Here is a 12255-nt window from a genome sequence, read left to right as displayed (position 1 = left end):
AGAGTGCGAGCGACAGTGGCGAAAAAGCACATTTCCCAAGACTGTTCATAGGCTGACCCACGGTAAGTAATCGACATTTTCCGCGACACAAACCACACCGCGAACCTGCGGACCAGTCACAGAAAAGAAATACCCTCGCATTCCTTATAGCCCAGACACCCACCAATGCCAGAAAACACCGGATAGACCTCAACGAATTATCCCCTGTGAGCGCACAATCACAGCTCAACAGCGAAAAACTTCGCTCCAGTTGCATTCGCAATTGCGCCAGATAAATCATCCGGCCCACCTTGACTGCGACGCACGATCGACCGCGTGCCTGATCTGTTCGCTACCCATGTGGCTGTTCCTTTAGCTGCATCGAAGAGGACGCGATACCGGGCCAAAGTCTCGTATCGCACCCTGACAGCCTAAAAAAACACGCCCTGCCCAACACATGAATTTGCACCACCGCCAATGGAGCATTTGCACCTTTTGGCTCTGCAATTTGAGGGGGTCAACAGGATGACGATTGAGGATTCGGCTTTGTGACGCGGGTACCCAAAAAGCAGCCCTATGCTCAAACAGAAAAGAGTGGTTTAGTGCCCGCTCCTTGCCCGTCTGGAGAGTTGCCATGATGCTTGATTCGCTTCACTTCACCCCATGGTCCGCCTTGGCCGGAGGTGCACTGATCGGTCTGGCCGCCAGCGTCATGGTGGTGGCTAACGGACGGGTGGCCGGAATCAGCGGACTGTTAGGCAGTCTGCTTGAGCGTCATGATTCGGGGCGGGGCGAAAAAGCCCTGTTCCTGCTCGGACTATTGGCGGCGCCGTTGTTGTGGGCGTTGTTTCATGTGTGGCCGGCCATCGAATTCAAAACCGGTACCGTGGGCCTGATCGTCGCCGGATTGTGTGTCGGCGTCGGCACTCGTTATGGCTCCGGATGCACCAGTGGCCACGGCGTGTGCGGTATCTCGCGCCTGTCACCGCGCTCCATTGCCGCCACCTTAAGCTTCATGTTCGCCGGCTTCGTGACGGTGTTCGTCCTGCGCCATCTGCTGGGGTATTGAACATGCGCAAACTGACCGCGTTCCTCGCTGGCCTGCTGTTCGGCATCGGCCTGTTGCTGGCCGGCATGGCAAACCCGGCCAAAGTGCTGGGTTTTCTGGACATTACCGGCGTGTGGGATCCCTCCCTGGCGCTGGTCATGATCGGGGCCATTGCCGTGGCCTGGGGACCGTTTCATTGGGCCATCAAACAACCGACGTCTTTGCTGGGGGCCCCCATGCAGTTGCCGATCAGCCGTGAGCTGGATCGGCGCCTGATCGGTGGCAGCCTGCTCTTCGGAGTCGGTTGGGGCATTGCCGGCATCTGCCCCGGCCCAGCGCTGGTGTTGCTACCGACGGGCCACTGGCAGGCCTGGGTGTTTGTCATCGCCATGCTGGCGGGGATGCTGATATTCAAAGCGCTGCAAACCCGCCGCTGAGCATCCCGGCCACCAGAATGAGGCTATCGAACAACCGATACCCGCTAGGCCGATGGCTCAAGCCGCTTGCTTGCCACTGGCAATCGCATCCGAAGCCGCCAGCATCGCCCGCAACAACACCGCACAGCCGGCCGCCAGATCATCCGGCGCGGCGTTTTCGATTTCGTTGTGGCTGATGCCGCCTTCGCAGGGCACGAAGATCATCCCGGCCGGGCCGAGTTCGGCGAGGAAGATTGCGTCGTGCCCTGCCCCGCTGACGATGTCCATGTGCGACAGACCAAGCCCTTGAGCGGCGCCGCGTACCGCTTCGACGCAGCCCTTGTCGAAGTACAGCGGCGGGAAGTCAGCGGTGGGTGTCAGTTCGAAGGTCAGGCCGTGTTCCTCGCAGGTGGTTTCGATGACTTCGCGGACTTCGGCGATCATTGAATCGAGTCGCGCCGGTTCCAGATGACGGAAGTCCAGGGTCATGCGCACTTCGCCGGGAATCACGTTGCGCGAACCCGGGTAGGCTTGCAGGCAGCCGACTGTGCCGCAGGCGTGGGGTTGATGGCCGAGGGCGGCGCGATTGACCGCGCCGACGATCACCGAGGCGCCGACCAGAGCGTCCTTGCGCAGGTGCATCGGCGTCGGGCCGGCATGGGCTTCGACGCCGCGCAGTTTCAGGTCGAACCATTTCTGCCCGAGGGCGCCCATCACTACGCCGATGGTTTTGTGTTCGTCCTCAAGAATCGGGCCTTGTTCAATGTGTGCTTCGAAATAGGCGCCCACGGCATGGCCGCTGACCCTGCGCGGCCCGGCATAACCAATGGCGTTCAGGGCTTCGCCAACGGTCACGCCCTCGGCATCGACCTTGGCCAGGGTTTCTTCGAGGGTGAATTTTTCCGCGAACACGCCGGAGCCCATCATGCACGGGGCGAAGCGCGAGCCTTCTTCGTTGGTCCAGACCACCACTTCCAGCGGCGCTTCGGTTTCCACGCCCAGGTCATTGAGGGTGCGCAGCACTTCGACCCCGGCCAGCACGCCGAAGCAACCGTCGAACTTGCCACCGGTGGGTTGAGTGTCGATGTGGCTGCCGGTCATCACCGGCGGCAGGTTCGGATTGCGGCCGGGCCGACGGGCGAAGATGTTGCCGACCGCGTCGATGGTGACGGTGCAGCCGGCCTCCTCGCACCAGTTCACGAAAATGTCCCGGGCCTGGCGATCGAGGTCGGTCAGGGCCAGCCGGCAGACGCCGCCCTTGACCGTGGCGCCGAGCTTGGCCAGCTCCATGAGCGACTGCCACAGACGGTCGCGGTTGATGTGCTGATGGGTGGACTGCAGAACGTCTACGGCAGCGTTCATGATGATCTCCTCAGTTTTTCTTCTGATAGTTCCCACGCTCTGCGTGGGAGTTCATCCATGGACGCTCTGCGTCCGCTTCTGGGACGCGGAGCGTCCCGGGCTACATTCCCACGCAGAGCGTGGGAATGATCAAACAGCCGATTTCACGGCAGTAGGACTCGGCCGCATCACACTCAACCCGTAATAAATCAGCCCACCAAGGGCCGAGCCAGTGAACCAGCCGTAGCTGTAGAACCAGCTGAATGCATCGCTGCCCAGCGACAACAGTGTCAACACCACCGGCACACCAAACGCGATAAAGCCGAACCAGTTCCACGCCGGGTAAACGTCATCGCGGTAAAGTCCGGCCAGGTCCAGTTGCTGTTTCTTGATCAGGAAATAATCCACCACCATGATCCCGGCGATCGGGCCCAGCAGGCTCGAATAACCCAGCAACCAGTTGGAATACACCGTCTCCAGGCTTAAATCCGAAACGATCAGACCCAGCTTCTTCAACAGTTCATGAGCCATCAGCGCCAAGCCGACCAACCCCGTGAGCATCACGGCTTTAGTGCGGTTGATGATCTTGGGCGCAACGTTCTGGAAATCGTTGGTCGGCGAAACAATGTTGGCCGCGGTGTTGGTCGACAACGTGGCGATGATGATCAGCGCCATGGCCAGGGCGACCCAGACCGGGCTCTGGATATGGCCGATCAACGTGACCGGATCGGAGACGGTGACGCCCACCAGTTTTACCGAAGCGGCCGTCATCACCACGCCGAGGGAGGCGAACAGGAACATGGTCAAGGGCAAGCCGATAACCTGCCCGACAATCTGATCCTTCTGGCTTTTTGCGTAGCGACTGAAGTCCGGAATATTCAGCGACAAAGTGGCCCAGAACCCGACCATGGCGGTCAGCCCGGCGGCAAAGTAACTGACCACGCTGGCCCCTTCCGGACGCTTGGCCGGGATCGCCATCAATTCGGTCATCGACACGTTCGGCATCGCCCACACCAGCAGCCCCACGCCCACCAGCACCAACAAGGGTGCCGAAAGGGTTTCCAGCCATTTGATCGAGTCCGCGCCGCGAATCACCACCCACAGGTTCAAGGCCCAGAACAGCATGAAGCCGATTACTTCGCCGATACCGCCGAGGGCTTTCCAGTCATCGGACACCGAACCGAGAAACAGGTGAATCGCCAGCCCGCCGAACATGGTCTGGATGCCGAACCAGCCACACGCCACCAAGGCACGAATCAGGCACGGAATGTTGGAACCGAGAATGCCGAAGGACGAGCGCAGCAACACCGGAAACGGAATGCCGTACTTGGTGCCAGGGAAGGCATTCAGGGTCAGCGGGATCAGCACGATGATGTTGGCGAACAGAATCGCCAGCAACGCTTCGCCGACGGTCAGGCCGAAATAGGCAGTGAGCACGCCGCCGAGGGTGTAGGTCGGTACGCAGATCGCCATGCCGACCCACAGCGCGGTGATGTGCCATTTGTTCCAGGTTCGTTCGCGCACCTTGGTCGGTGCCATGTCGTGGTTGTAACGGGGACTGTCGAGGACGTCGCTGCCGGCTTCGAGCTCAAACAAGCCGTCGCGCTCGGTCACTTGCGATCTGATCTGTTGCATGGCCGCTCCACTGTTCTTTTGATTATTTTTGCTCATCAGGGGCTGGCGCGAGTGCGCAAGCCGGACGATGGCCGGAGAAACTGACAACTTTTATGGCCCGGCCAAGGTGTCAGCGGCGGCATCAATAAACGTGCCGGGTGCCCCGCTTGCGCATCGGGCAGTGCCATAAAATTTCGCTAACCAACTGATCTTAATCAGCTTTATTTATCCAACTATTGAATCCGCGGTGAGTTGCCATGCCACTCAGGCCGAATGCCAGGCAAGTTGTCCGAACAGTCAGGACTCAATCTGGTGCGTCGATCTTTTTTGCAAGGTTGCGCATCAACCATAGACCATCCTCAAGCGGCTGATTTCACATAGAAAATCTTGACCATATTTCTAACCTGTCAAGTGCGTCAAAATGGTGAGAGGTCTCACCATTTTGGTGATTTTCAATTTTTATCGTTATTTATCAATTAGTTAAAACAGTAATAAGCTTATAAAAAATATTCTTGCTCAATCCGCTAACTGCAGCTAGCGTCTATTCTTGACAGCGCTGACAGGAATACACCGATTGGCGTCTGCTTCCTATAAAACATCTAGAACCGGCAACAGTCGGTCATGCCTGCGAGGAACTCGGAATGTCTCTGTTGATCCGTGGCGCCACCGTTATTACCCATGATGAAAGTTATCGCGCCGACGTCTATTGCGCCGACGGCGTGATCAAAGCCATTGGTGAAAACCTTGATGTTCCCGCCGATGCGCAAGTGCTCGACGGCAGCGGCCAATACCTGATGCCCGGTGGCATCGATCCGCACACGCACATGCAGCTGCCCTTCATGGGCACCGTGGCCAGCGAAGATTTCTTCAGCGGTACTGCGGCGGGGCTTGCCGGCGGCACCACCTCGATCATCGACTTCGTGATTCCCAACCCGCAGCAATCGTTGATGGAGGCATTTCATCAATGGCGCGGCTGGGCGGAGAAGTCTGCGTCGGACTACGGCTTTCACGTCGCCATCACCTGGTGGAGCGAACAGGTTCGCGAGGAAATGGCCGAGCTGGTCAACCATCACGGAGTCAACAGCTTCAAGCATTTCATGGCCTACAAGAACGCGATCATGGCCGCCGACGATACGCTGGTGGCGAGTTTCGAGCGTTGTCTGGAATTGGGCGCAGTGCCCACCGTGCACGCGGAAAACGGCGAGCTGGTCTATCACCTGCAACGCAAGTTGATGGCCCAGGGCATCACCGGGCCGGAAGCGCATCCGCTGTCGCGGCCTTCGCAGGTGGAAGGTGAAGCTGCGAGCCGGGCGATCCGCATCGCCGAAACCCTCGGCACGCCGCTGTACCTGGTCCATGTCTCGACCAAGGAAGCCCTCGACGAAATCACCTATGCCCGCGCCAAGGGCCAACCGGTTTACGGCGAAGTGCTGGCCGGGCATCTGCTGCTGGACGACAGCGTTTACCAACACCCGGACTGGCAGACCGCCGCCGGTTACGTGATGAGCCCGCCCTTCCGTCCTCGCGGCCATCAGGAAGCCCTTTGGCATGGCCTGCAAGCAGGCAACCTGCACACCACCGCCACCGACCACTGCTGCTTCTGCGCCGAACAAAAAGCCGCCGGCCGTGACGACTTCAGCAAGATCCCCAACGGCACCGCCGGTATCGAAGACCGCATGGCGGTGCTTTGGGATGAAGGGGTGAACAGCGGGCGCTTGTCGATGCAGCACTTCGTTGCCCTCACCTCCACCAACACCGCGAAGATCTTCAACCTCTATCCGCGCAAAGGGGCGATCCGTGTAGGTGCCGATGCCGATCTGGTGCTGTGGGACCCGGAAGGTACACGGACGATTTCAGCCAAGACCCATCACCAGCAGGTCGACTTCAACATCTTTGAAGGCAAGACCGTACGCGGCGTGCCGAGCCACACCGTCAGCCAGGGCCGAGTGGTGTGGGCCGATGGTGATTTGCGGGCCGAGCGTGGTGCCGGGCGGTATGTCGAACGGCCGGCGTATCCGGCGGTGTTCGATTTGCTGAGCAAGCGGGCTGAGTTGCACAAGCCGACGGCAGTGAAACGCTGAACCTGTACTCCCGGACCTGATCGTTCCCACGCTCTGCGTGGGAATGCAGCCCGGGACGCTCTGCGTCCCATTGGAACGCGGAGCGTCCCCTGAGGCATTCCCACGCAGAGCGTGGGAACGATCAGCCCATCAGAGGCAGCACCTCAAAAAACATGAGGCCTTAAACCGTGATCAAGACCCTGAACCACCTCCCGCATCCCCATGAGGACGCGGCCGCCCTCGCCGGCCATTTCACCGATCTGGCGCCGCCACTCAACGACCGTCAGGCGCATCTGGAAGCCTCGCGCTGTCTGTATTGTTACGACGCGCCATGCGTGAATGCCTGCCCGAGTGACATCGACATTCCGTCGTTCATCCGCAATATCCATCAGGAAAACGTTCAGGGCGCGGCACAGAAAATCCTCTCCGCCAACATCCTCGGCGGCAGTTGTGCCCGGGTCTGTCCGACGGAAATCCTGTGCCAGCAAGCCTGCGTGCGCAACAACGCCCAGGAATGCGCGCCGGTGCTGATCGGCCTGTTGCAACGCTATGCCGTGGACAACGCCCACTTCAGCGAACACCCGTTCCAGCGCGCCGCCGCAACCGGCAAGCGCATCGCCGTGGTCGGTGCCGGCCCGGCCGGTTTGTCCTGCGCGCACCGCAGTGCCATGCACGGTCATGACGTGGTGATTTTCGAGGCGAGGGAAAAGGCTGGTGGCCTCAACGAATACGGGATCGCCAAGTACAAGCTGGTGGACGATTACGCGCAGAAGGAACTTGAATTCCTGATGGGGATCGGCGGCATCGAGATTCGCCACGGGCAGAAGCTCGGCGACAACCTGACCCTCAGCGAACTGCATCAGCAATTCGACGCGGTGTTCCTCGGCCTCGGCCTGGCCGCCAGCAAACAGTTGGGGCTCGCTCACGAAGATGCCCCCGGCCTGCTCGCCGCCACCGATTACATCCGCGAACTGCGCCAGGCCGATGACCTGACGCAACTGCCGCTGGCCGAGCGCTGCATTGTCCTCGGCGCCGGCAACACCGCCATCGACATGGCCGTGCAAATGGCCCGCCTCGGCGCCCGGGATGTGAATCTGGTGTACCGCCGCGGCGCCCCGGACATGGGCGCCACCGGTCACGAACAGGACATCGCCAAGGCCAATCAGGTGCGCCTGCTGACCTGGGCGCAACCGCAAGAAGTGCTGCTCGACGATAAGGGCAAGGTGCGCGGCATGCGCTTCGCCCGCACCCGGTTGGTGGAAGGTCGCCTGCAAAGCACCGGCGAAACCTTCGAACTGGCCGCCGACGCGATCTTCAAAGCCATCGGCCAGGCCTTCGATGCCGGCGCCCTCGCCGATCCGCTGGCCCGTGAACTCAAGCGTCAGGGCGATCGAATCCTCGTCGACGAACAGCTGCGCACCAGCATTCCCGGTGTGTATGCCGGCGGCGACTGCACCAGCCTCGATCAGGACCTCACCGTGCAAGCCGTGCAGCACGGCAAGCTGGCTGCCGAGGCCATCAACGCTCAACTCATGCTCAACGTGGAGGCTGCGTAAATGGCCGATCTCTCGATTGTTTTCGCCGGTATCAAAGCCCCCAATCCGTTCTGGCTGGCGTCCGCGCCGCCCACCGACAAAGCCTACAACGTGGTTCGCGCGTTCGAGGCTGGCTGGGGTGGCGTGGTCTGGAAAACCTTGGGTGAAGACCCGGCAGCGGTCAACGTATCGTCACGTTACTCGGCACACTTCGGGGCTAATCGGGAGGTGCTTGGTTTCAACAACATCGAGCTGATCACCGACCGCTCCCTGGAAATCAACCTGCGGGAAATCACCCAGGTCAAAAAGGACTGGCCGGATCGCGCGCTGATCGTGTCGTTGATGGTGCCCTGCGTCGAAGCGTCGTGGAAAAACATCCTGCCGCTGGTGGAAGCCACCGGGGCCGATGGCATCGAGCTGAATTTCGGCTGCCCCCACGGCATGCCGGAACGGGGCATGGGTGCGGCGGTAGGCCAAGTGCCGGAATACGTCGAACAGGTCACCCGCTGGTGCAAGACTTATTGCTCGCTGCCGGTGATCGTCAAGCTCACGCCAAACATCACCGACATCCGCGTCGCCGCCCGTGCCGCCTACCGGGGCGGGGCCGATGCGGTGTCGTTGATCAACACCATCAATTCGATCACCAGCGTCAACCTGGAACGCATGGTCGCCAATCCCGCCGTCGGCAGCCAAAGCACCCATGGCGGTTATTGCGGCTCGGCGGTGAAGCCGATTGCGTTGAACATGGTCGCCGAAATCGCTCGCGATCCGCAGACCCAGGGCTTGCCGATCAGTGGCATTGGCGGGATTGGCAGTTGGCGCGATGCGGCTGAATTCATTGCCCTGGGCAGCGGCTCGGTGCAGGTGTGCACGGCGGCGATGCTGCATGGTTTCCGGATTGTCGAGGAGATGAAGGACGGTTTGTCACGCTGGATGGACAGTCAGGGCTACGCCAGCGTGTCGGAGTTTTCCGGGCGTGCGGTGGGCAACACCACGGACTGGAAGTACCTGGACATCAACTATCAGGTGATTGCCAAGATCGATCAGGAGGCGTGTATCGGCTGCGGTCGCTGCCACATCGCTTGCGAAGATACCTCGCACCAGGCGATTGCGAGCCTCAAACAGGCGGACGGGACGCATAAGTATGAAGTGATCGATGATGAGTGCGTGGGCTGCAACCTGTGTCAGATTACCTGCCCGGTGCAGGATTGCATCGAGATGGTGCCGATGGATACCGGCAAGCCGTTTCTGGATTGGAATCATGATCCGCGCAATCCCTATCATGTTGTCCTTTAAACCCTGCGGCGCCTGAACGGACGCCATCGCGGGCGAGCCCGCTCCCACAGTGATTTATGTCGTACACAATTTCCGTGTACACCTAGAACCCTGTGGGAGCGGGCTTGCCCGCGATGGGGCTCGCCGCTGCACCGCACAACTCAAGGCTCCAACCCAATCCCACGCAATATCACACTGGTCACCGTCTGCACCGCCCGTTCGAACTGCATGTCCGACAGCGGCTGGTGATCGTTAAGAATATTCACCTGGTGATCGAAGTCGGCGTAATGCTGGGTCGAGGCCCAGATCATGTACAACAGGCTGGAAGGCTCCACCGGCAGGATGCGTTTGTCGTCCACCCATTGGCGAATTTTCGCTTCTTTCATCTTGGCCCAGTCGTACAGGCTGGCGTCCAGCTTCTCACCCAGGGTCGGCGCGCCGTGGATGATTTCGTTGGCCCAGACTTTCGAACCGTAAGGCCGGCTGCGGGAATGGTTCATCTTGGCGCGGATGTAGCTGCTGAGCACCACTCGCGGGTCGTCGAACATCTCGAAGCACAGGGCGTCCTGCTTCCAGACCTCCAGCAAACCCAGCAGCACCGCGCTGTACAGCTCGCTCTTGGTGCTGAAGTAGTAATGCAGATTGGAACGCGGCAGTTGCACTTCGGCGGCGATGTCGGCCATGGCGGTGCCGCCGAAACCTTTTTCGGCGAAGACTTTTTCGGCCCCCAGCAGAATTTTTTCGACGTTACTGCGACGAATCTCGATCTTGTGATTGCCCATGAGGGCTCCCTGACAACAGCGTTGGTCAAGACTAGCATCCGCTCTGGATCGGGGCGACAGGGGAAAACGAAACTTCGTACTCAGGTCTTGTGGCAGGTAAACTGGCCGCCTCTTTGAACCTGCCCCTGAGGTCTTCACGATGTTGCTCAAGAACGCCCTGACCGCCACCGCCCTCCTCGCTTCGATGCTCGCTGCCTCTTCGGTGTTTGCCCACGCACACCTGAAAAGCCAGACCCCGGCGGCCGACAGCACCGTCAGCGCGCCTGCAGAACTGCGCCTGAAGTTTTCCGAAGGGGTTGAAGCGGCGTTCACCAAAGTGACGATCAGCAAGGACGGCGCCGACGTGCCGGTGAAAAACCTCGCCACCGAAGGCAGCGACAAGAAAACCCTGATCGTCACCCCGGCCGCGCCGTTGGCCGCCGGCGACTACAAAGTCGAATGGCATGCCGTGTCGGTCGACACCCATAAGAGTGAAGGCGCCTATCGCTTCAAGGTCGGTCAGTAATTCATGACCGATGCGTTGGTGCTGTGCCGCTTTCTGCATTTCACCGTGGTGCTGATGCTGTTCGGGGCCTGGGTGTTCCGGCCTCTGCTGTTGGGCCGTGAAACGGCGTGGCTGGATCCGTCTCTGGCGCGAGTGACTCGCGGGCTTACCGCTATCGCGTTAATCAGTGGCGTCGGCTGGTTGCTGCTGATCACCGCCAGCATGGCTGGCTCCGCGGATGCGGCATTCGATCCGGCGACGCTAGGCCTGGTGCTGAGCACTACCTTTTTCGGTCAGGTCTGGCGTTGGCATCTGCTGCTCAATCTGTTGCTCATGGCCCTGCTGCTGACGCCTTGGCGTTCCAGTACGCTTTGGCGCATCAGCCTTTCCAGCCTGCTGCTGGCGACGCTTGCCCCGGTCGGTCATGGCGCCATGCTCGATGGCCTGCAAGGCCAATTGCTGATCCTCAACCAAATTATTCACCTGGCCTGCGTCGGCGCCTGGCTCGGTGGGTTGATGTTGCTGGTGATGATCTTGCGCCAACCGGCAACTCATCCATTGAGTGCAATCCTGCAACGCTTCAGCGGGATCGGTTACGCCTTGGTGGCGGGACTGGTGATGACCGGGCTGATCAACGTGCGGGTATTGACCGGCGTGTTCTGGCCGACGCCGTTGCTGTCCGGGTTTGCGCTGATCCTGTTGATCAAGGTTGTGCTGGTGATCGGGATGCTGGGGTTGGCGCTGTTCAATTGGCTGCGGGTCAAGGATTGCCAGCAGCGCCTGGGACAGTTGCGTGCCAGCGTCATGCTGGAGTGGTTGCTGGGGATTGGCGCGGTGGCGGCGGTTTCGCTACTGGGCACCCTGCCCCCGATGATCACTGCCTGAACACAAATCCAATGTGTGCGGGCTTGCTCGCGAAAGCGGCCCTCCAGTCAACAATGATGTTCCGGTATGCCTTGCCGGTCGCGCTGCTGTCGTTGGTGTCGACCGGGTCCATGATCCCCACCGCCACCCGCAAGCCGTCCATCATCGGGGTGCGATAGGTAATCTGCGACGTCGGGAACGGGTACGGATAACCGCTGCCGATGTTGCCGAACGACACCCCGCCGCCGTCCACCAGGCCCAACGTATCGCTGACCTGACCATAACCGGCGAGCAGTGTCGAGCAGGATGTTGAAGCGGGCAAACAGGCCGAAGTCCTTGCCGATCAGCACCTCGCCCCACTCTGGATTGGCCACCGTGCCGTAGAACTGCCGCACGTCGATGGCCGTGTCGGTGCCGTTGGTTTCGCTGTCGTTGATGGTCACCCAGAACGAGGCGCGGGCGCCGAGCTTGAGGTCATCGACCTGCTTGCCCATGTTGAAGCCCAGGTAGTTGGGCACAAACCCCATCTTCACCCGCGCCTGGCGCCGGTCATACTACTCGCCAGCCCGGTTCACGTCGCTGTTCACGTAGAAGGCGTTGATGTAGCCATCCGTGGAGAACGTGGTCTGGTCCTTGTCGTACAGCATGATCTCGGCCTCGGCCATTGAGCTCAGGCCCAGGGACGACAGGCTGGCGATGAAGGCCGGCAAGAAACGATGCTTGAAGTTCTTATTGTTGTGCATGACGCGCTCCGCAACGGGGGACTTGATGTCGGAGGCGATTATCGAAAGCTGACCGGCGGCGTCATACGCTGCCTTGGGGGCGGTTGTCAGGTACTTTGAGTTGGCCGGTGGCGC

At 60.4% G+C, this 12255-nt stretch carries 10 protein-coding genes and 2 pseudogenes; 7 read left to right on the top strand and 5 right to left on the bottom strand.

The window, feature by feature from the left end; translation table 11 throughout:
* Positions 1 to 190: 190 nt before the first annotated feature.
* A pseudogene (locus tag AACY49_RS31820) lies at positions 191 to 280 on the bottom strand (DUF1652 domain-containing protein); the annotation flags it as partial.
* Between the two features lie 333 nt (positions 281 to 613).
* Here AACY49_RS31820 and AACY49_RS12920 point away from each other — a divergent pair.
* Entirely contained in the window at positions 614 to 1048 is a 435-nt protein-coding gene (locus tag AACY49_RS12920) for a YeeE/YedE family protein (protein WP_339524150.1), read from the top strand.
* A gap of 2 nt (positions 1049 to 1050) precedes the next feature.
* Positions 1051 to 1464, top strand: a complete 414-nt coding sequence (locus AACY49_RS12915; RefSeq protein WP_258696117.1) for a DUF6691 family protein — start codon at positions 1051 to 1053, stop codon at positions 1462 to 1464.
* Positions 1465 to 1521: 57 nt separating this feature from the next.
* Here the strand turns inward: AACY49_RS12915 and AACY49_RS12910 are convergent, their stop codons facing one another.
* On the bottom strand, positions 1522 to 2805 hold the full coding sequence (locus AACY49_RS12910) for a Zn-dependent hydrolase (RefSeq protein ID WP_339524147.1): 1284 nt from the start codon (positions 2803 to 2805) through the stop codon (positions 1522 to 1524).
* 129 nt (positions 2806 to 2934) lie between these two features.
* Positions 2935 to 4419 (bottom strand): NCS1 family nucleobase:cation symporter-1, encoded by a 1485-nt coding sequence (locus AACY49_RS12905; RefSeq protein WP_339524145.1) that lies wholly within the window; start codon positions 4417 to 4419, stop codon positions 2935 to 2937.
* 620 nt (positions 4420 to 5039) lie between these two features.
* Between AACY49_RS12905 and hydA the strand changes: the two genes are divergently transcribed.
* The 3 genes from hydA (at position 5040) to preA (ending at position 9289) form a co-directional block, all read left to right on the top strand.
* On the top strand, positions 5040 to 6479 hold the full coding sequence (hydA, locus tag AACY49_RS12900) for a dihydropyrimidinase (protein WP_339524143.1): 1440 nt from the start codon (positions 5040 to 5042) through the stop codon (positions 6477 to 6479).
* Positions 6480 to 6646: 167 nt separating this feature from the next.
* Complete coding sequence (locus AACY49_RS12895) at positions 6647 to 8014, top strand: NAD(P)-dependent oxidoreductase (protein ID WP_339524141.1); 1368 nt, start codon at positions 6647 to 6649, stop codon at positions 8012 to 8014.
* Entirely contained in the window at positions 8015 to 9289 is a 1275-nt protein-coding gene (preA, locus tag AACY49_RS12890; protein ID WP_258696122.1) for an NAD-dependent dihydropyrimidine dehydrogenase subunit PreA, read from the top strand.
* A 140-nt stretch (positions 9290 to 9429) separates the two neighbouring features.
* Here the strand turns inward: preA and AACY49_RS12885 are convergent, their stop codons facing one another.
* A complete protein-coding gene (locus tag AACY49_RS12885) occupies positions 9430 to 10050 on the bottom strand; it encodes a TetR/AcrR family transcriptional regulator (protein WP_258696123.1) in 621 nt (206 codons plus the stop codon).
* Between the two features lie 139 nt (positions 10051 to 10189).
* Here AACY49_RS12885 and copC point away from each other — a divergent pair, with 139 nt between their 5' ends.
* Together copC and copD are read left to right on the top strand one after the other, a co-directional pair.
* A complete protein-coding gene (copC, locus tag AACY49_RS12880; RefSeq protein WP_258696124.1) occupies positions 10190 to 10555 on the top strand; it encodes a copper homeostasis periplasmic binding protein CopC in 366 nt (121 codons plus the stop codon).
* A gap of 3 nt (positions 10556 to 10558) precedes the next feature.
* Positions 10559 to 11419, top strand: coding sequence for a copper homeostasis membrane protein CopD (copD, locus tag AACY49_RS12875; RefSeq protein ID WP_339524138.1), 861 nt, complete (start codon positions 10559 to 10561; stop codon positions 11417 to 11419).
* 91 nt (positions 11420 to 11510) lie between these two features.
* On the opposite strand, the pseudogene AACY49_RS12870 reads toward copD, so the two are convergent.
* Positions 11511 to 12141: pseudogene (locus AACY49_RS12870) on the bottom strand (porin); the annotation flags it as partial.
* Between the last annotated feature and the right edge of the window lie 114 nt (positions 12142 to 12255).

This window comes from Pseudomonas sp. EL_65y_Pfl2_R96, assembly GCF_963970905.1.
In the GTDB taxonomy this organism is placed as follows: Bacteria; Pseudomonadota; Gammaproteobacteria; order Pseudomonadales; family Pseudomonadaceae; genus Aquipseudomonas.
Note: the sequence above shows the minus strand (reverse complement) of the source record. Positions and strands in the feature narration are given on the sequence as shown.